Source organism: Cyanobium usitatum str. Tous, from assembly GCF_963920485.1.
Taxonomy (GTDB): domain Bacteria; phylum Cyanobacteriota; class Cyanobacteriia; order PCC-6307; family Cyanobiaceae; genus Cyanobium_A; species Cyanobium_A usitatum_A.
Genome location: NZ_OY986431.1, coordinates 1,900,918 through 1,919,146, shown reverse-complemented (window position 1 = coordinate 1,919,146; position 18,229 = coordinate 1,900,918). Strand labels below are relative to the sequence as shown.

Annotated in this window: 26 protein-coding genes and 2 tRNA genes; 8 read left to right on the top strand and 20 right to left on the bottom strand. The window is 62.1% G+C overall.

Features of this window, described 5'->3' with window-relative positions:
* Positions 1–49 precede the first annotated feature (49 nt).
* The gene (gene cpcA, locus U9970_RS10410; RefSeq protein WP_254937566.1) at positions 50–538 is read right to left on the bottom strand and encodes a phycocyanin subunit alpha; all 489 of its coding nucleotides are present in this window, start codon (positions 536–538) and stop codon (positions 50–52) included.
* Positions 539–580: 42 nt separating this feature from the next.
* The gene (locus tag U9970_RS10405; protein WP_254937565.1) at positions 581–1,099 is read right to left on the bottom strand and encodes a phycocyanin subunit beta; all 519 of its coding nucleotides are present in this window, start codon (positions 1,097–1,099) and stop codon (positions 581–583) included.
* A 428-nt stretch (positions 1,100–1,527) separates the two neighbouring features.
* Between U9970_RS10405 and U9970_RS10400 the strand changes: the two genes are divergently transcribed.
* On the top strand, positions 1,528–1,941 hold the full coding sequence (locus U9970_RS10400; protein ID WP_322764165.1) for a hypothetical protein: 414 nt from the start codon (positions 1,528–1,530) through the stop codon (positions 1,939–1,941).
* Between the two features lie 16 nt (positions 1,942–1,957).
* Here U9970_RS10400 and U9970_RS10395 read toward each other — a convergent pair whose 3' ends face one another.
* The 13 genes from U9970_RS10395 to psbB form a co-directional block, all read right to left on the bottom strand.
* Positions 1,958–2,560 carry a chromophore lyase CpcT/CpeT gene (locus tag U9970_RS10395; RefSeq protein ID WP_322764164.1) on the bottom strand — a complete coding sequence of 201 codons (603 nt, stop codon included), beginning with the start codon at positions 2,558–2,560 and terminating at the stop codon, positions 1,958–1,960.
* A gap of 29 nt (positions 2,561–2,589) precedes the next feature.
* Positions 2,590–2,838, bottom strand: a complete 249-nt coding sequence (locus tag U9970_RS10390) for a hypothetical protein (RefSeq protein WP_322764163.1) — start codon at positions 2,836–2,838, stop codon at positions 2,590–2,592.
* On the bottom strand, positions 2,831–3,409 hold the full coding sequence (locus U9970_RS10385; RefSeq protein ID WP_322764162.1) for a hypothetical protein: 579 nt from the start codon (positions 3,407–3,409) through the stop codon (positions 2,831–2,833). The genes U9970_RS10390 and U9970_RS10385 overlap by 8 nt, the downstream gene beginning before the upstream one ends.
* 84 nt (positions 3,410–3,493) lie before the next feature.
* A tRNA-Phe gene (locus U9970_RS10380) sits at positions 3,494–3,566 on the bottom strand.
* A complete protein-coding gene (locus U9970_RS10375) occupies positions 3,557–4,243 on the bottom strand; it encodes a ComF family protein (protein ID WP_322764161.1) in 687 nt (228 codons plus the stop codon). Before U9970_RS10375 ends, U9970_RS10380 begins: the two co-directional genes overlap by 10 nt.
* Before the next feature lie 44 nt (positions 4,244–4,287).
* Positions 4,288–4,554: a DUF2470 domain-containing protein gene (locus U9970_RS10370; RefSeq protein ID WP_322764160.1), complete on the bottom strand. Its 267-nt coding sequence runs from the start codon at positions 4,552–4,554 to the stop codon at positions 4,288–4,290.
* 175 nt (positions 4,555–4,729) lie between these two features.
* The gene (locus U9970_RS10365) at positions 4,730–5,995 is read right to left on the bottom strand and encodes an FGGY-family carbohydrate kinase (protein ID WP_322764159.1); all 1,266 of its coding nucleotides are present in this window, start codon (positions 5,993–5,995) and stop codon (positions 4,730–4,732) included.
* 16 nt (positions 5,996–6,011) lie between these two features.
* The gene (gene metK, locus U9970_RS10360; RefSeq protein WP_322764158.1) at positions 6,012–7,274 is read right to left on the bottom strand and encodes a methionine adenosyltransferase; all 1,263 of its coding nucleotides are present in this window, start codon (positions 7,272–7,274) and stop codon (positions 6,012–6,014) included.
* 21 nt (positions 7,275–7,295) lie between these two features.
* Positions 7,296–8,111, bottom strand: a complete 816-nt coding sequence (locus tag U9970_RS10355) for an HAD family hydrolase (protein ID WP_322764157.1) — start codon at positions 8,109–8,111, stop codon at positions 7,296–7,298.
* Positions 8,112–8,135: 24 nt separating this feature from the next.
* Positions 8,136–9,221 (bottom strand): 30S ribosomal protein S1, encoded by a 1,086-nt coding sequence (locus U9970_RS10350; protein ID WP_322764156.1) that lies wholly within the window; start codon positions 9,219–9,221, stop codon positions 8,136–8,138.
* A gap of 137 nt (positions 9,222–9,358) precedes the next feature.
* Positions 9,359–9,853, bottom strand: a complete 495-nt coding sequence (gene nrdR, locus U9970_RS10345; RefSeq protein WP_322764155.1) for a transcriptional regulator NrdR — start codon at positions 9,851–9,853, stop codon at positions 9,359–9,361.
* 124 nt (positions 9,854–9,977) lie between these two features.
* Positions 9,978–10,073, bottom strand: a complete 96-nt coding sequence (locus U9970_RS10340; protein ID WP_010314684.1) for a photosystem II reaction center protein T — start codon at positions 10,071–10,073, stop codon at positions 9,978–9,980.
* Between the two features lie 24 nt (positions 10,074–10,097).
* Entirely contained in the window at positions 10,098–11,657 is a 1,560-nt protein-coding gene (gene psbB, locus U9970_RS10335; protein WP_254937552.1) for a photosystem II chlorophyll-binding protein CP47, read from the bottom strand.
* A 114-nt stretch (positions 11,658–11,771) separates the two neighbouring features.
* Between psbB and U9970_RS10330 the strand changes: the two genes are divergently transcribed.
* Positions 11,772–12,257, top strand: coding sequence for a 2Fe-2S iron-sulfur cluster-binding protein (locus U9970_RS10330; protein WP_322764154.1), 486 nt, complete (start codon positions 11,772–11,774; stop codon positions 12,255–12,257).
* 48 nt (positions 12,258–12,305) lie between these two features.
* Positions 12,306–12,413: a photosystem II reaction center protein PsbM gene (gene psbM, locus U9970_RS10325; RefSeq protein WP_015109223.1), complete on the top strand. Its 108-nt coding sequence runs from the start codon at positions 12,306–12,308 to the stop codon at positions 12,411–12,413.
* Here psbM and U9970_RS10320 read toward each other — a convergent pair.
* Positions 12,410–13,258 carry a universal stress protein gene (locus U9970_RS10320; RefSeq protein WP_322766108.1) on the bottom strand — a complete coding sequence of 283 codons (849 nt, stop codon included), beginning with the start codon at positions 13,256–13,258 and terminating at the stop codon, positions 12,410–12,412. The two genes, psbM and U9970_RS10320, sit on opposite strands and share 4 nt — an antisense overlap.
* Before the next feature lie 185 nt (positions 13,259–13,443).
* Between U9970_RS10320 and U9970_RS10315 the strand changes: the two genes are divergently transcribed.
* Genes U9970_RS10315 through U9970_RS10295 form a run of 5 tightly spaced genes read left to right on the top strand, consistent with a single transcriptional unit; the run spans position 13,444 to position 16,681 of the window.
* A complete protein-coding gene (locus U9970_RS10315) occupies positions 13,444–13,815 on the top strand; it encodes an acyl-CoA thioesterase (protein ID WP_407653115.1) in 372 nt (123 codons plus the stop codon).
* A gap of 27 nt (positions 13,816–13,842) precedes the next feature.
* Positions 13,843–14,997, top strand: coding sequence for a DNA-processing protein DprA (locus U9970_RS10310; protein WP_322764152.1), 1,155 nt, complete (start codon positions 13,843–13,845; stop codon positions 14,995–14,997).
* 9 nt (positions 14,998–15,006) lie between these two features.
* A complete protein-coding gene (prmC, locus tag U9970_RS10305) occupies positions 15,007–15,903 on the top strand; it encodes a peptide chain release factor N(5)-glutamine methyltransferase (RefSeq protein WP_322764151.1) in 897 nt (298 codons plus the stop codon).
* A gap of 10 nt (positions 15,904–15,913) precedes the next feature.
* Positions 15,914–16,504 (top strand): L-threonylcarbamoyladenylate synthase, encoded by a 591-nt coding sequence (locus U9970_RS10300; RefSeq protein ID WP_322764150.1) that lies wholly within the window; start codon positions 15,914–15,916, stop codon positions 16,502–16,504.
* 12 nt (positions 16,505–16,516) lie between these two features.
* Complete coding sequence (locus U9970_RS10295; protein ID WP_322764149.1) at positions 16,517–16,681, top strand: hypothetical protein; 165 nt, start codon at positions 16,517–16,519, stop codon at positions 16,679–16,681.
* 10 nt (positions 16,682–16,691) lie between these two features.
* Here U9970_RS10295 and U9970_RS10290 read toward each other — a convergent pair.
* The 4 genes from U9970_RS10290 to minD form a co-directional block, all read right to left on the bottom strand.
* A tRNA-Thr gene (locus U9970_RS10290) sits at positions 16,692–16,763 on the bottom strand.
* 34 nt (positions 16,764–16,797) lie between these two features.
* Entirely contained in the window at positions 16,798–17,010 is a 213-nt protein-coding gene (locus tag U9970_RS10285; protein ID WP_322764148.1) for a response regulator transcription factor, read from the bottom strand.
* 38 nt (positions 17,011–17,048) lie between these two features.
* Entirely contained in the window at positions 17,049–17,363 is a 315-nt protein-coding gene (gene minE / locus U9970_RS10280; RefSeq protein WP_322764147.1) for a cell division topological specificity factor MinE, read from the bottom strand.
* A gap of 5 nt (positions 17,364–17,368) precedes the next feature.
* Complete coding sequence (gene minD / locus U9970_RS10275; RefSeq protein ID WP_322764146.1) at positions 17,369–18,187, bottom strand: septum site-determining protein MinD; 819 nt, start codon at positions 18,185–18,187, stop codon at positions 17,369–17,371.
* Positions 18,188–18,229: the final 42 nt, after the last annotated feature.

Sequence of the window (18,229 nt, the reverse complement as noted above, 5' to 3'; positions counted from 1 at the left end):
CCTCCCTTCGACGGGGAGGCTATTGATTACGTTCTAAAAGGAGGCTTGATCAAACAAGTGCGTTGATTGCGTAATCGAGGTAATTGTTTGCCTCTGTTGCTGCTTCGCCGGCAAGGCCATGGTTGGCTTTGATATAGTTAAGAGCTTCCACATACCAAGAGGGGGAGAGCTCAAAAGCGCGATTGATTTCATCAATCCCGGCAATCAGGTACTCATCCATGGGGCCGGTGCCACCAGCCACGAGGCAGTAGGTGACCATGCGGAGGTAGTAACCGATGTCACGGGAGCACTTCGCCTTGCCACGGGCATCAGCGGCATAGTTCGCACCCTGCATCTGGGTGGTGTAGGGGAACTTGTTGTAAACGGCCTGGGCAGCGCCGTTCACCAAGTTGTCTGCGTTGGCTGTTAGTCCCTTAGCAGCTGCAAGAGCATTTTTGGCGCGGTCAAAGCGACCAAAAGCTGAGTTGAGCTCAGTGTTTGAGAGGAACCGTCCCTGGGAATCAGCTGCTGCGACGGCTTCGGTAAGGGGAGTCTTCATGGGAAGGAGGAAATAAGTTGGTTTGAATTTTTAGTGAGCTGATCAGCCGACGGCTGCTGCAGCGCGGTCGAAGTAGGTGCCGATTTCGCTGATCAAAGCTGAGCAGTCTCCCTGGGTGATGCCGTTGCGGTCGTTGGCAATTGCAATGGCTGCGTCCTTCATCTTGCGAACGCCTTCAGAAACCGAAGCGCCAGGAACGCCGAGCGCCAGGTAGGTCTCCCGCAGGCCGTTGAGGCAGCGGTCTTCCAGCACGGATGCATCGCCGTTGAAAATCGCGTAGGTGATGTAACGGAGGATGATGTCCATGTCGCGTAGGCACGCAGCCATGCGGCGGCTGGTGTAGGCGTTCCCACCAGGAGCTGTTAGCGCCGGCTGAGCTTCAAAAAGATCGCGGGCCGCATTGGTGACGATCTTGGATGCGTTGGAGGTGATGCGGTTCACAGCATCCATACGCTTGTTGCTCTCGGAAACCATCGCCGCAAGTGCGTCGATTTGACCGGCGTTGATGAATTCGCCACGGGCATCAGCCTGGGCTACAACCTTGGTGAAGGCGTCGAACATTGGGAGGCTCCTAGTCGCGACGAAGAGTCGGAAGGGTGGATAGGGGTTCCAGGCTGGTCAGGGCCCAGGGCTGCGCAGTGCCCCTTGTGGGCAGGGTGCAGCAACCTGGGTGTTGTCAACTTGGTTCGCCCATTCTCTTCAAGATGCCTGCCTGCCTACTGCTCCCTTAACAAACGGTCACTGCCCTAGGGGCTGGTGGGCTTGCTCGGTGCAGGTGACCACAGCAGATTCCTCATTTTTAGCTCAACAAAGCGTTGGGTGTGGTGGTTTTCAAAAAAACTTGGCCGCGGGATCCACATGGGCCTGTTTCGATCGGATTACAAGGCTTTTGCAATCGTTACAAATGCTGTGCTGCAGGCCCTGGGGCGCCAACCCCTGGCGCTTACGGGCTGCGCCGATACCATCCGCCCATTCCATGGGCAATGGTTATGGCTGTTGAGCTAAAGGTTGCAGACTGCACCCAGCGGCTGGCTGACCAGCTGCAGACCCTCTCGGAAGTGGCTGAAGCGATCACCTTCCGGCTGCTTGAACTGGAGGAGCGGCTTGCCGCCCAGGAGTTGAGGCTCGAGCCTCTGCTTGAGGGCCATGCCGATAGCCAGGGCTTGCTCGCTGACGAGACGGAGCTACGACTCGATGACACCGAAGACCGGTTGGCGCGCCTTGAGGGCCTGCTTAAAGGTATCGAGAATCAAGGGGTAGGCCGTCACCTGCGTCCAGTTGTTGCCTCCCAGCTGGCCCATGCCCAGGAGGCTCAGCAGGAGAGCTTTCTGGATGACCGCTTGGTCGAGCAGCCCTTCCTTGATGAAGAGGAGCAACCCTTCCTCGATGAGCTCAGCGCCTGAGACTCAATCCCGACACTCAATCACGCCACTTCTCAAACCAATGGGCTGGTATTTCGTCGCTGTAGTCGTCGGTGCGGGCAAATTCAAAGGGACCCGCGAGTGATCCCCAAAGATGTTCGTGGGTGATCGGATCGTGGCCCCTATCGATCGTGCGCATGCCAGCTGGGTCTAGTTCCAACCGGCTCACTAGGTAGGAGGTGCTTCCCTTGCGCTCCACCAGACAGCGACATCCAGGCTCCACTTCCCCCACGAATCCTTCGCTCTCTTCGCGCACCACGTAGGCGCAGCCAGCTAGGGGCATGAGGTCACTGGTTTGAATGCGGCTACGCAGTTCGCTGTCCTCAACCGCTCCCCAGAAGCGTTGATCGTCTGCCAGCGCCTGGTTGACGATCGTCAGCTGGCCGTTCTGTGCTTCCGCCCTTAATACCCGAATTCGGTAGGGAGCTGCCGGGTTAATTGCATAGCTCTGCTCCAGCAGTAGGGAGCCCAGTGCCAGCTGGGGGAGGGGACGTAATTTGACCAGGATGTGGGCGTACAGGGGCGGATTCTCAAAGGCCTGCTCCTGGTTGTTGAAGCCACCGCTCAACATCCGCACCAATCGCTCCAAGGAGCTCGCCATCACGCCAGTTCACGGCAGTGAGAATGACGCTACTGGGTGGGCCCGGCCAACCCCAGGAGGCGGAGGCGAAAAGTGGCTACTTGCTGAGCCAGCTCTGGTTGGTTTTGCAGAAAGGGGTGCTCGCCAAGCCCTTCGAGAATCAGGTCGACCTTGGCGGCTGGATCGAGGCCATGGTGGGGGTCGCTCTGCTCATGTTTTTGCCAGGCTTCATCGAAAGCCTGCGCAAAGCTGTCGGCGTTATTGAACACCCGGTTGGAGTTCAGTGGATGCTCACGCATGGCGTTGGCTAGGGCTCTGGGGGCTTGGAGCTGGCTGGGCTGGACCAAGCAGCATCTCAAGCAGGGTATTGATTGCCGTATCGCATTTTTCCACTTCGATCGGGGTGCTGCTTTCGCGCCAGAGAATCTGGCAGTAGTGGCGAAGGAAGGACCGCCAGGCATCAATAGTGGATTCTTCGTCCCAGGGTGCTAGCTGGTCCACTTTGGCAAGCACCCTGGTAATGGTTTGGGCCACCGCCATGCCACCACGGCTGCCCAGTAGCCGCTTCAGGGCCAAGGAGCGGCCCCCCGCCACCTCTGGCTCCTTGGGGTCGTGGTCACAGATCAGTTCGGTGATGGTGCTAGCGGCCCAATAAAGGCCCTTGTTGGAGGTGCCTGGCTCGGCCAGCTCGCCAAAACAGAGGGCGATTTCAAGCAGGGCCCTCCCCATGGTGGCGCTCACCAGCTTGGGATCACGGCTGGGATCAGCTTTGTAGTTGAGACGCTCGCAATGTTCCGTAAAGGCTGCATCGCAGTGCAGAAGTTGGCGAATTTTCTCGCCGACGAAAAAGCCTTGGAGCTGGCTCTGCATGGTGCCGCAATATTCAGCCGTTTCTAGTTGAGCCATTCCAAACCCGGGCAGGTTTTTCGCGGCAGGAAAGTAGTGGGATGAGAATGCCAGGACCCAGATTTGAACTGGGGACACGGCGATTTTCAATCGCCTGCTCTACCAACTGAGCTATCCCGGCCCGTCGCCTAAGCGACGAGGCAATCTTAGATCACGGCCCTGCCATGGGGTTCGGGCCAGGCAGGCCATGCCAGCCACCTGCCAGCCCTGGTCGCGCAGGGTGTCTGCAGCGGCGCAGGCCGTAGCACCTGTCGTGAGGATGTCGTCCAACAGCACTACCGCAGGTTTATCCCGGGGGTGCTGTTGCTGCCCATGCGCCGAGCAGCGAAAGGCTCCTGCCTGGTTAGCCCAGCGCAGCTCGCGGCCTAGATGGTGCTGGCCCAGCACTGCCCGACTGCGTTGCAGGAGGGGTACTTGGGGCCAGCCCAGTTGCCAGCTAAGGGCTCTGCCCAGCAGACCGGGCAGAGGGTTGGCCCGCCGCTTCCAGCTGGGGATCGCAACTAGCAGGGGTGGTCTGGCCCAAGGTTCGGCGCCCAGTCTTGCGGCTAGTTGCTGTACCAGAACTGCCACCATTGCTGGATTCGGATGGGTGCGCAGATAAAGAAGCTGCCGGCGCAGCCGCCCCGAGTACATGCCAGCTGCCCACCAATGGATGGGATCACTGCCCTGGCGTCCCCCCTCGGGTAATTCCGCCGCCAGATCGGCGTGCAGGCTTGGTGGTTTGGCGATCCAGTCCAGGGGCAGCAGCTTTAACAGCCCTGCCGTTAGGGGAGTTGGGCCAGGGGTCCAGGCGGCCATGGAAGGGTCTGCAGGTTTCCCGCAGGGTTCCCACGCCGCCGGCTTCAGCGGGGCAGGGCCCGCAACATCGCCACCAGGGTGCGATGGGCATCTTCACTGTCACTAAGGCAGTGGTCGAAGGGCACTGTGACCTTGGCGCCATCCACCTCAAGCTCCATGGCTTCGGATCGGACTGCTACCAGGCTTGCCTTTTCGGCTGCGCCTAGGCCGCCGTAGTGACGGGCATAGGCCAGCACCGCCTCGGCATGGTCGTCATTCATGTGTCGGCAAATCCGATCGCTCACGGCGGGGGTGAGGGGGTCGGCGGCCATGGTGATGCGCGGCGGTGGGGGTGGGAGTGATTCTGGCTCGGACGAAGCTGCTAAGGGAGTTAGGCGGCGCCGAAGCGCTGCCACAACAACAGGCCAAGACGCAGGGCACTGAAGCCCACATAGCCAGCCAGCACCACAAACACCGCCATGGAGATCACAGAGCGCAGGCGGTCGTTCATGGTTTTTGCAGGGCTGTTGCGGCCAGTCTGGCCATGCCAAGGGCAGCTGTGCACCCCGGTCGATTCAGCACCGGTATGCCGAGGCTCTGCTGGCGCAGCCGCCGCCATTGGGGGTTGCGGGCCCCGCCCCCCAGGGTGATCACCCGCTCCAGGGCGGGGGCACCGGCCGCTTGCAACCGCTGCCAGCCCTGTTTTTCCAGGGCTGTGAGGCCCTCCAGCAGGGCCTGGAGGTAGCGGACGTCGCTGATCGGGCGCGGGCCTAGTAGCGGCTCGAGCTCAGGATCGTCTACGGGAAAGCGCTCCCCACGGGCTGGCAGCGGCCGCAGCTGCAGGCCCGTGGGCAGGCGAGGATCGATCTGGCGGCTCAACTCTTCGATCTGTGCGTCACTGAAGAAGCGCCTCAGGATGCCGGCTCCGGCATTGGAGGCGCCACCCACCAGCCAGCTGCCTGCCACTCGGTGACAGCTGATGCCTGGCCCTTCGATCGGTCTGGGGCTGAACTGTTTGAGCACCAGGGTGGTGCCCAGCACGGTGACGCCATCGCCTTTGCCTGGCTGGGCGGCTAGCACCCCGGCGTTGGCGTCGGTGCTGCCTGCCACCACCTGGCAGCCAGGCGCCAGTCCCAGCTTTTGGGCGGCCGTAGCAGCGATTCGCCCCAGCACCGCGCCGCTGGGGCGAATTGCTGGCAAGGCTGTGGCCCACGGCTGGAGCGCGATCGAGCCACTCCAGCCCTGCCGTTGCAGGTCCCAGCCGAGGCGCAGGTTGTTGCCCTCTTCTCCCCAGCTCCAGTCACCAAGCAACCAGCCGGTTAGCCAGTCGGCCTGGTGACGCAGCAGCCAGGGGCCGCCCGCTCCGATTGCTTGGGCCTGAGCCAGCAGGTGCAGGGCCCGGGCCAGGCTGCCGTTGGCACTGGCGGCTGGGCCTGAACCGGCAATGGCTGCAGCAATAGGGGCCTGCTCGCGGCAGGCGAAGTGATACGGCAAGGCTTGCCCTAGGCAGCCGGGGCCGGGCTGGCCATCGGCACGGCACAGCAGCAGGGTGCCGGAGGTGCCATCCACCGCCAGTGCCCCAACCCGTTTAAGGGCAGCTCCTGGCAGCAGCCCGCAGAGGCTTGTTAGGCCCTCCACCCAGCCCAAAGGCTCCTCCAGGCTGGATGGGTAGGGGCTGGACTCTGCGATCAGCTGCTCGCCATCTGGCCCTATCAGGGCAATCCGCAGGCCACTACTGCCCAGATCCACTCCAAGGGCAAGTGCCTTGTTCACCTGCCGGGCCGGCAGTTCAGGCGTTGACCTGCGCCGCGTTGACCTTGGCCGAGGTGACCTGCTTGAGCGTGGCAGCGATGGCGTCCACGTTTTCCCAGGGCAGATCCAGGTCGGTTCGGCCGAAATGGCCGTATGCAGCCACATCTTGATAGAAGCGGCCGCCGCGTTGCTGGGGCAGCTCCCGCAAACCGAAGGTGGCGATGATGGCCCCGGGGCGCAGGTCGAACTGCTCCTGCACCAGGGAGGTGAGGTCGGCATTGCTGATGGCGCCCGTGCCGAAGCTTTCCACCAGGATGCTCACCGGCTTGGCCACGCCAATGGCATAGCTGAGCTGCACTTCGCATTTGCGAGCCAGGCCTGAGGCCACCAAGGCTTTAGCCACGTAGCGGGCGGCGTAGGCGGCGGAGCGATCCACCTTTGTGGGATCCTTGCCCGAGAAGGCGCCACCGCCATGGCGGGCGTAGCCGCCGTAGGTATCGACGATGATTTTGCGGCCCGTCAGACCGGCGTCACCCTGGGGGCCGCCCACCACAAATTTGCCGGTGGGGTTCACCAGGAAACGAGTGTCTGCCTGGGAGGGCTTGAGGGCCAGATCGGCAGTGGCGGGCTCCACCACGTGGCTCCAGAGGTCGGCGGCAATGCGCTCCCGAATCGCTTTTTCGTCCGAGATGCCATCGATCTCCGCTGTGTGCTGGGTGGAGATCAAGATCGTGTCGATCGACACGGGCACTTCGTTTTCGTAGACGACGCTCACCTGGGTTTTGCCGTCGGGCAGCAGATAGGTGAGGCTGCCGTTGTGACGCACCTCCGCCAGCCGCCGCGCCAGGCGGTGAGCCAGGCTGATCGGCAGAGGCATTAGCTCTGGAGTCTCGTTGCAGGCGTAGCCAAACATGATCCCCTGGTCGCCTGCTCCCACCAGATCGAGGGGGTCGCCGTCGTGGTCGTCGGCCTCATTTACCCCCTGGGCAATATCGGGGGACTGCTGGTCTAGGGCCACCAGCACGGCGCAGCTGTGAGCATCGAAGCCGCCGGCGCGGGCACCGGCGTAACCGATCTGGTTGATCACGCCCCGCACCAGGGTGTTGAAGTCAACCCGGGCGGTGGTTGTTACTTCACCTGTGATCAGGCAAAGGCCGGTGTTGACCACGGTCTCGCAGGCAACTCGAGAAGCCGGGTCCTGGGCCAGCAGGGCGTCGAGCACCGCATCGCTCACCTGGTCACAGATCTTGTCTGGATGGCCTTCTGTTACCGACTCAGAGGTGAAGACGTAGCGGCTCATGCAGCCTTAATTCAACTGAACTCAGCCTATGTGCTGGCCTGCGTTTACCTGGAGTTCGCGCCAATGTTGCAGGTAGGGGAAGCGGGGATCTAGCGGCGGGGCGATGCTCCAGCCCGCCCCATAGCCGAGCACCACGGGCACTCCCGCCTGCTGGGCCATGCGCAGGTCGCTATTGGCATCTCCGATCAGGGCGCAACGGTTGGGCTGTATTCCGAGTTGGGCGCAGAGTGCGTGCACCGCCGCCGGGTCTGGCTTGCGCGGGTTGTGGTCGGCACTCCACAGGCCTTGAAACCTGGACCTGAGGTTTTGGCTGGCCAGAAAAGCTTCGATGCCGGCCTCGTCATCGTTGCTGATCACGGCGCACACCACTCCTGCTTCCTGCAGTGCTTGCATCAAATCGTGGAGTCCGGCGGTGGCGATGGGCCGGTGCTCACTCCCCTGGCCATGCAGGCCATCGGTGGCCGTAAATACGCTTTCGCTTAGTTCAAGGGCTTCTGGCCAGCCAAGGCCAACCTGGGCCAACGCTGTGGCGGTGGAGATCAGGTTGTGGCTGCGGGAGCCGACGGCCGTGGCGCCGGCCGGATGGATAGAGCTATCGCGGAGCCCGTAGGCCCGCTGCAGTAGCTGAGCCAGCTCGTCGCCTCGGCTGGCGGGTAGCTCCTGGTGGCGCAGCAGCAGTAGCTCGCAGGCATGAAAAACCCTGGCCTCGGCCAGGGTTTGGAGCATGGGTTCGCTGATGCAAAGGGTGCCGTCCTTGTCGAACAACACCGCTTCGATTGGGAATGGTGTTCCCGTGGCATCGGCCAGGGGTTCTCCCCGCAGAAACAGCTCAGCCATGGAGGGCTCGTAGTTGGGCCTGGCTTAGTCGAGGGTGACGCCCATTGGTTCGTTGTCTTCGGCCTGCTCAAGCAGCATCTGCTTGTAGCGGGCGGCCATTTCCTCAGCTTTATCGAACACTTTCTGGGGATCGGTGAGCATGTCGCCGGGCTCGGGCTCGAGGGCCTTGGTCGAGAGGGAGATCCGGCCCCGCTCGGCATCCAGGTCGATGATCATCACCTTCATCTGGTCGTTGACATTGAGCACCGTGTGCGGTGTCTCGATGTGCTCGTGGCTGATTTCGGAGATGTGCAGCAGGCCGCTGACTCCACCGATGTCGATGAAGGCGCCGTAGGGCTTGATGCCGCGCACGGTGCCGAGCACCACTTCGCCCACTTCTAGGCGATTCATCTTGCGTTCCACCAGGGCGCGGCGATGGCTGAGCACCAGGCGGTTGCGCTCCTCGTCCACCTCAAGGAACTTAAGGGGCAGGAAGTCGGCCACCAGCTCTTCTTTGGCCTTGCGGGTGCTGATGTGGCTGCCCGGAATGAACCCGCGCAAGCCTTCAACCCGCACGAGGGCGCCACCACGGTTGGTGGCAAACACTTCGCTGTAGATGGTCGCGTCTTCTTTCTGCAGCTGGCGCACCCGTTCCCAGGCACGCTGATACTCGATACGGCGGATGGAAAGCGAGAGCTGGCCGTCTTCGTTCTCCTCACTCATGATGAAGAACTCGCGGATCTCGCCTGGCACGAGAACGTCGCTGAGGCCTTCAACCCGGTTGATTGACACCTCCTGAACGGGCATAAATGCCGCTGTTTTGGCGCCGATGTCGATCATGGCGCCCTTCGATTCCAGGGCAAACACGGTGCCGTTGACAACGTCACCCGGCTTGAAGTTGTAGTCGTACTTGCTCAGCAGCGACGCAAACTCATCCAGGGTGAAACCCACGCCATCAGCGTCGTTGCGGGAGGCAGCGCGACTGCTGGGGTCATCGGCGGTTGGGACCTCTTCCGGAATGGCTAGATCGAGGTCATCGCCCATGGCGGCGGCGAAATCGAGCTCGGCCTCGGCACTGGTCGCTTCTTGGTTGAGCGCTTCAGTGCTGGTATCGGAAGGGGTCACGGTCATGGATAGGTGGCGGTCTGCCTGAAGCAGTAGGAAAGGCACGGGTGATCTGCCCGCCAGCAGAGCAAACCCGATCTACCACTGTACCAATGCGACAGCAGCGTCTTTCCATTTTTTTGATCTGATCCAGCAGATCTGGTTCAGCCGACAGTGGCCAAGCTGGCTTTGCGTAAGCGGCCACTACTGCGCTTGTGCAGTCCTTCCAAGGTGGCCACAAAATCGCTTACGCCCTGGAACTGGCGATAGACGGAGGCGAAGCGCACATAGGCAACCTCACTCATTTCGCTGAGCTGCTGAAGCACAAGTTCACCGATTTCAGCACTGCTCACCTCCCGTCCGCTGCGCTGCTGCAGCTGGAGTTCGATTTCATCCACCACCCCTTCGAGCCTGGCCGGCTCTAGGCCTGTTTTTTCGCAGGCGCGCAGCAGCCCGTGCAGCAACTTGACGCGATTGAAGGTTTCGCGCGAGGAGTTGCGCTTCACCACAGTGATGGGCACGGTCTCTACCCGCTCATAGGTAGTGAAGCGGAATTCGCAGTTGAGACATTCACGCCGCCGCCTCACGCTGCGACCACTGTCGGCCGCTCGAGATTCGAGCACCCGGCTGTCGGTGTGTTGGCATGAGGGACATTGCATCCCTGGCATCCGGGCGTGTCTTTCAAGTGTAAGCAGCACTTTTTCATTTGGAAAGGCCTGCATTCGCCTATTGCACAACAAAAAAGCCCCTGCCGAAGCAGGGGCTTTAAAGGGCTCTGGCTGATTATTTGCCGATCTTGGGGGGATCGCGGAAGGCGATTGCAAAGAAGAGCGTGGAGATGGCCAGGGCCAGGATCAGGATGTAAGCGAAGCTTTCCATGGATGTCCTCGGGGGTGCTGGCGTTCAGCTGAGGGGACTGCCTGCCGGGGGCACGTAGCCCTCGGGCAGACGACGGGTCGAGCGGTCTCCCAATTTCTGGAAGAGACCGAATTCCACTTGTTCGCCAAGGTCAGGATCAATACCGGCAAACACATCGCGATACAGGGTGCGAGCACCGTGCCAGATGTGGCCGAAGAAGAAGAGAAGGGCGAAGGTGGCGTGGCCAAAGGTGAACCAGCCCCGGGGCGAGCTACGGAATACACCGTCGGAGTGATAAGTCTCCCGGTCAAATTCGAAGGCTTCCCCGAGCTGGGCCTTGCGGGCCAGGCGCTTCACATCGGCAGGATCAGTGAAGACCTGGCCGTTGAGGGCGCCTCCGTAAACGGTTGCGGTTACGCCGGTCTGCTCGAAGGAGTACTTCGCTTCAGCACGGCGGAAGGGAATGTCAGCTCGCACGATTCCCTCTTGGTCTAGGAGAATCACAGGGAAGTTCTCGAAGAAGTTGGGCAGGCGGCGCACTTCCAGATCCCGGCCATCTTTGTCGGTGAAGGAGATGTGGCCAATCCAGCCGGTGGGCAAGCCGTCGCCATTCACCATCGGACCAACCCGGAACAGGCCGCCCTTGGCAGGACTGTTGCCGACGTAGTCATAGAAGGCCAGCTTCTCAGGAATCGAGGCATAGGCCTGTTCCTTGGTGGCTCCGTTGTCGAGAGCTGTTTGGACTCGACGATTGATTTCCGTCTTGAAGTAGCTCTGGTCCCACTGATAGCGGGTGGGGCCAAACAGCTCTACAGGGGTTGCGGCAGCGCCGTACCACATAGTGCCGGCAACAATGAAGGCTGCAAAGAACACGGCCGCGATGGCCGAGGCCAGCACCGTTTCGATGTTGCCCATGCGGAGGGCCTTGTAGAGGCGCTCCGGCGGTCGAGTTGTGATGTGGAAAATGCCAGCAATGATTCCAACGATGCCAGCGGCAATGTGGTGGGCCACGATGCCGCCAGGGTTGAAGGGATTGAATCCTTCTGGTCCCCAAGATGGTTGGACTGCCTCCAAGTGACCCGTGACTCCATAGGGATCACTGACCCACATGCCAGGCCCGAAGACCCCGGTGAGGTGAAAGGCCCCGAATCCGAAGCAACCAAGGCCGGCAAGCAGCAGGTGGATGCCAAAAATTTTGGGCAGATCGAGGGCTGGTTCGCCGGTGCGTGGGTCCTGCCAGATCTCTAGATCCCAGTAGGTCCAGTGCCAGATGGCGGCCAAGAAGAGCAGGCCGCTAAAGACGATGTGGGCTGCAGCCACACCTTCAAAGCTCCAGAAGCCTGGATCAACACCGGTCTCGCCGGTGATGCTCCAGCCGCCCCAGCTGCCGGTAACGCCGAGTCGGGCCATGAAGGGCATGACGAACATGCCCTGGCGCCACATCGGGTTGAGTACCGCGTCGGACGGATCAAAAATTGCGAGCTCATAGAGCGCCATGGAGCCGGCCCAGCCGGCAACCAGGGCGGTGTGCATGAGGTGCACGGCGAGCAGACGGCCCGGGTCGTTGATCACGACCGTGTGCACCCGATACCAGGGCAATCCCATGGGGGTAGTTCTGGGTGGGTTGGGCGATCGTAAGGGGCGCTCCGGCCGCCGTGCGCTCCAGGTAACGGACCGCAACGGCCTGGCCCAGAATGAAGACCTCTGCAGAAAGGTTTCATGCCCGTGATCCGATTTGTTCGCGAGGGCCGCGACATTGAGTGCTACCCCGGCGAAAACCTGCGAGAAGTGGCTTTGCGGGAGGGCATTCAGCTCTATGGGCTCAAGGGTGCCCTAGGCAATTGCGGCGGCTGCGGCCAGTGCATCACCTGCTTTGTGGCCATTCCGGAGGGCACCGCTGCCCAGGTGCTGAGCGCCCGCACCCCCGTGGAAGACCAAAAACTGCGCCGGCGCCCCCAAACCTGGCGGCTTGCCTGTCAAACCATGGTTCAGCAGTCTGTTTTGGTTTTGACTCGGCCCCAAGTGGGCATGGCCGACCAGGAAAATTTGGTGGCGGAGGCCCAGACCAAGCCCCTGCCCAGCGGCCCCACAGCCTGGCCTGCCCCTCCGGCGCAGGAAGGCGACGAGGATTTAGAGGATGGGGCTGAAGGCCCCAGCGAGGGTGAAGAACAGGCGCCAACCGCAACGAGCGGTGAAGCCTCCTGAGAAGCGCCCATTTGGCGGTGATACCCTCCCCTCACTTCCCCTTCAGCCATGGAAACCAACGATCTCGGCTTTGTTGCCAGCCTTTTGTTCGTGTTGGTTCCCGCGGTCTTTTTGATCATTCTTTACATCCAAACCAACAGCCGCCAGGGGGGCTAGCGCCTCCCTTCAGGCTCCCGCACCAGCAACACAGGGGCTGGGGCGTGAACGCGGATGTAGTCGCTCACCGAGCTGCCCAGTAGCCGGTCGATGTCGACGAGGCCGCGAGCAACCACCGGGCGCCGATCCTGGGAAGCGATCACCAGCAGGTCGGCTTTGAGATCCTCAGCGGCGGCGCATACTCTGCGGCCGACATCGCCGCTGAGGTGCACTGCCTTGAGCTCCACTCCGTAGCTACGGGCTCGCTGGCTTGCTTTCTCGAGTACTTCATCGGCTGGGGATTTGCCGCCCCGAGAAGGGGTGATGTCTTGGCGGGTTACGTGCACGCCGGTGAGGCTGCCGCCAGGAATCTCCCGCACAAGCTCGCAGGCCAGTTTCAGGGCGTCGTCTCCGACCCCGGTGCCATCGATGGCAACCATCACCCGGTTGATGTGGCGGATGTAAAGGTCGTCGCGCACCAGCAGCATCGGCCTGGTCGACAGCTGGAATACGTATTGGCTGGCGCTGTTGCTAAGGATCGATTGAAGGCGACCCATGCCTCTGGAGCCCATCACGATCAGGTCGCTGTTGAGTTCGTCGGCCACCTTCAGCACCGTTTGCTTGGTGTCTCCCTGGCGAATGATTGTGTTCACCTCGCTGGGGTTGAGCCCGAGCCGCTGCACGGCTTCGGCGGCGATAGTCGCCGCTTTTTGGGATTGGTCCGCGAAGCTCTCACCAGCCTGCTCAGGCACCACGTGCAGCAGGTTGATGCGGGCCGCACGCACCGCCGGGATGTCGCGCAGCATGCGCACCATCTCTTCCACGTGGCCTTTGCCGGAATCGGCGATTAGAACGTTGCGAAACACTGAGGCGACTCGAAGTAGCAGGCTGCCTGTCACCCTATGTCCGATCTGCAAGCGCAAACCATCTGCCCGCCACACCGCAACCATCCCCCTTCGGCCAAGCAGGCCCAGCTTTGGTGAAAAGAGTGGCTGAGGGCTGGTTGCTGGAGCGCCGTGTGCTGCCCCAACACACGGATCACGCCGGCGTGATGTGGCATGGCGCTTACTTGGCTTGGCTTGAGGAGGCGCGGGTAGAGGCCCTAGCTGCAGCTGGTATCGCCTACAGCGATCTTTCCGCTCGGGGCTTGGAGCTGCCGGTGGTGAGTTTGACCATTGACTACAAGCAGCCCCTGTTTCACGGCGAAGCTGTGCAGCTGTGGAGCGAGGTGCTGCCGCGCGTTGGTCTGAAATTGCCCTGGCGAAGCCGTTTTGTCGCTGCAAGCGGAAAGCTGGCGGCTGAGGCAAGGGTTGAGCTTGTGCTGGTGGAGAGCGCCCCTGGGCTGGATCAGCGCCGGCTGGTGCGCCGCTTGCCCGCGGATCTGGCGGCCGCGGTTGCGACCCTGGCGCGGGGACCGCATTAGGATCAGTACATCTGTACTGAAGGCGTCATGGCGATTCAGGGGCTGCTGCGGAGCGCCGATGGCGCCGGTTGGAATCAGGAGCAGCGGCTTTGGTGGCTGCTGTGGTCGGGTTGCCCAGGAATTGGCGCCCAGCGGCTGGTTGCCATTCGGGACAACTTTTGTGGCTGGGCCGCAGCCTGGGGCGCACCGCTCGAGGCCTTTGCTGCCCTTGCCGGTTTTGGTGCGGTGGGCTGCCGCCAGCTGCAGCGTTATCGCGATCGCTGGGGTCTCGATCCCTTGCCCCGTCTCTGCCAAGAGCTGCGCGGCGGCAAGGGGGTGTTGGTGCCGGCTGATCCGGCCTTTCCGCCCGAGTTGCTCGCCTTGGCGCGGCCGCCTCTGCGCCTGTATTGGCGGGGTAAGGGCGGGTTGTGGCCCCTGCTTCGGCGCCGCCAGGCCATTGCGGTTGTGGGCACGCGCCGGCCCTCCCTGCATGGGGTGGCCATGGCTGAGGCGATCGGTGCGGCCCTTGCCCAGGCGGGTTGGCCGGTGGTGAGTGGCCTGGCAGAAGGGATCGACGGAGCCGCCCACCGGGGCTGCTTGTCCAAGGGCGGCCGGCCTGTGGGGGTGTTGGGCACTCCCCTTGAGCGGGTTTATCCAAGGCACCATCAGCAGTTGCAGGCTGAGGTGGGTGCTGGGGGGCTGCTGGTGAGCGAGTTGCCGGCGGGCACTGCGGTGCAGGCAGGTCATTTTGCGGCTCGCAACCGGCTGCAGGTCGGCCTGGCTCGGGCGGTGGTGGTAGTCGAGTGCCCTATACGCAGTGGGGCCCTCCAGTCGGCCACCCTCGCCATGCAGCAGGAGTTGCCGGTCTGGGCCGTGCCGGCTGATGCGGGCAAGGCATCGGCTGCCGGTAGCAATCGTCTGCTCGCCCAAGACGCCACGGTGCTGCTTGAGCCCGCAGATTTAATTCGCCAGCTAGGGCCTGGCCCCCTGGCCTCGCCAGATCCCGCTGCTCCTGCGGCCGCCCACGGGCTACTGCGATCGGCCGATCCCGCGCTGCTAGAAGCCTTGGGGCATGGAGCTTCGCTTGAGCAGCTCTGCCTGATGCTGGAGCAGCCGGCAGCCTCCCTTGCCTCCCGTTTGCTGGCCTTAGAGCTTCAGGGGCTGGTGCGGGCTGAGCCTGGGCTTTGCTGGCGTCCGGCCTAGCCTGAAGCCATGGTGAATGGGCAGCTCGATGGGGAGCAGTTGTTGGCCTGGCGGCGACAGCAACTAGCCCTGGGCGGCAGCCCTGGTGATCTCGACTGGCTGCTGGATCTGGCGGGAGGCCTGCCCTGGCGGGTTCAACAGCAGCTGCGGCTTCAGCCTCAGTTGCCGGTTCAACTGGCCTGTGATCTCAGCCAATTGGAGGCGATGTGGCGCTGCCATCTCGATACAGCCGAGCCGCTTCAATATCTTGTGGGGCGCTGCCCCTGGCGTGACCTGGAAATCAGCGTGGCCCCAGGAGTGCTGATCCCTAGGCAGGAAACGGAATTACTGGTGGAGCTGGCCCTGGAGCTGGCCCCTTCCGGCCAGGGCTGTTGGGCCGATCTCGGCACCGGCTCTGGCTGTATGGCCCTGGCCTTGGCCCTGGCCTGGCCGTCCAGTCGTGGCTGGGCCGTCGACTGCAGTCCAGGGGCTCTTCGCCAGGCGGCCTTCAATCTGGCGGCAGCTGGCGTTGCTGATCAGGTGCAATTGCTGGAGGGCAGTTGGTGGCAGCCGTTGAGCCCCTGGTGGGGACGGTTTGAGCTGGTGGTGACCAATCCCCCCTACATACCGACTGCTGTATGGGCTGGTTTGGAGCCCGGGGTGAGGGAGCATGAGCCGGCCCTTGCCCTCGATGGCGGAGTCGATGGACTCGATGCCCTGCGCTTAATAGTGGCGGGTGGGGCGGCGGCCCTTGCGCCTGGTGGTCTGCTGCTGATGGAGCATCACTTCGACCAGAGCCATGCGGTGATCGATCTACTCAATGCTGCCGGATATGCCGAGGTGCGGGCCCATGGGGATCTCGAGGGTGTAGAGCGCTTTGCGTCGGCTCGCTGGCCAGGATCGGGCGGGGATTGCCATGACCATTAAGCCTGGATTGATGCCGGTTCCATCTCCAGCCTTGGAGTCGCCAGATCTGGCGGCACGGCTCCTGGAGGGTTCTGCTGCCCTTTTCCCCACAGATACCTTGCCAGCCCTGGCGGCTTCACCGGGCCAGGCCAACCAGCTTTGGCGCCTGAAACAGCGCTCGGCAGACAAGCCTTTGATCTTGATGGCGGCCAGCTCCGAAGCTTTGTTTGCATGCCTCGGTATAGCGCCGCGCTCCGAGTGGTTGGAGATGGCTGCTTGGGCCTGGCCAGGGGCGGTCACTTTGGTTCTGCCTGCCGTTGGAGTGGTGGCAGAGACTCTCAATCCCGGTGGGTCGAGCCTGGGCCTGCGACTGCCGGCCAGTGCGGAAGCCCAGGCCTTGCTGCAGCTCAGTGGCCCCTTGGCTACAACCAGCGCCAACATTTCAGGCTGTCCGGCCGCCTGCACAGCTCAGGAGGCTGCCCAGCAATTTCCCGGGGTGCCGCTTTTGGCACCGATCCCCTGGCCCCTCGGCGCAGGTCAGGCCAGCACGGTGGTTGCTTGGCGCCCTGAGGCAGGCTGGCTTGTATTGCGAGCCGGTGCTCTACTGCCCCCAGGTATCTAGGAGCGCGTAGGGATGGGGGCACTGATTGTTGTGGTGGCGGTCTCGGTAGCGGTGTTCTATTGGACTATGGAGCCCTTGCTTCATGTCTTGTCCGACTTGATGGAGCTCAGCTTTTTGCCCTGGGTACTGCTGGCCCTTGGTATCTGGCTTCTGGCTGGCAACGCTGCTCGAAATTGAGGATCGAATAAGCCGGCTAACGGATTTGAACCGATGGCCTTCGCTTTACAAAAGCGCTGCTCTACCACTGAGCTAAGCCGGCAATGGAAGTCGCTAGGCGGCAACCACCTTTCACTTTATCGCTCACCCAGTGCCCAGAGCAGCAGCTGGGTGCGGCTTTGACAGCCGGTTTTGGCCAGCAGGCTAGATATATGGCTTTCGACCGTACGCCTGCTGAGAATTAAGGCGGCGGCAATTGCCTTGTTGCTGTAGCCCCGTTCTAGTTGCTGGAGCACACGCCGCTCTGCGGCGGAGAGTTCTGAATGCTCGAAGGCGTTTGAACAGGGCATGGCATTGGTGCGGCGCCCCTCAGAGTTCCCACACTGTCTCAGGAACTGAGTTCGCTCTCCAGGGTTGGCTCAGAGATAGGAGCGGGAGCTGGCAACTTGGCTCGCCGAATCGGCAGGTTTGCTACCAGGGCTGTTACTCGGTCCTCCGTTTCCAGGGTCACATCCCCTTCCTCAAAGTCGATTTCCACATAACGACTCACAACCTCAAGGATTTCCCGACGCATTTGTTGCAGCAGCTCTGGATTGAGGTCGCTGCGGTCGTGGGCTAGCACCAACTGCAGTCGTTGCTTAGCCGTGTTGGCACTGGCGGGATGCCGCCCCAACAGTTTGTTAATCACATCAAGCAAGGTCATCGGCTTCAGAAGATCTTGGTTTGCATCAGGCGCCCGATCGAGGCCCGCAGCCCTTTGCGCTCTTTGCTCGGATCGATCAGTGGCACCTCTTCACCCTGCAGGCGGCGAGCCACATTGAAGTAAGCGCGGCCAGCCGGTGAACTATTGCCGGTCAGGGTGAGGGGCTCACCGCGGTTGGTGCTCACAATCACCTGTTCGTCTTCCAGCACTAGGCCAAGTAGGGGCAGGGCCAGGATGTCGGTGACATCGCTGACGCCCAGCATCTCCTGATTTGCCATCATTTTTGGCCGCACCCGGTTCAGCACAAGCTGGATCGGCTTTATGCCTTCACTGTTGAGCAGGCCAATCACCCTGTCGGCATCGCGCACGGCCGAAACCTCTGGTGTCGTGACCACGATTGCTTCGCGTGCGGCCGCCATGGCGTTCTTGAAGCCGCCCTCAATTCCCGCCGGTGCATCGATTAATACGTAATCAAAATGCTCTCCCAGCATGGCAGCGATCTTGCGCATGTCGTCGGGCTGGAGCCACTCGAGCATCCGTGGATTGCCAGCGGGAAGCAAGGCCAGATTTGGCTCCTGCTTATGTTTTACCAATGCTTGCTCGAGCCGACAGGTTTCCGCCAGCACCTCCTGGGCTGTGTATACGATCCGGTTTTCTAGGCCGAGCAACAAGTCGAGGTTGCGTAGGCCGAAGTCGGCATCGAGCACGGCGGTGCGAGCCCCTTGCTTGGCAAGAGCAATGCCGAGGTTGGCGGTGAGGGTGGTTTTGCCCACGCCTCCCTTGCCAGAGCAGATCAGGATGTAGCGGGTAGACGTGGCGGCCACGGCACAGGCTGGATTGAGTGCAGGTTAAGGCCAAAACTTTGA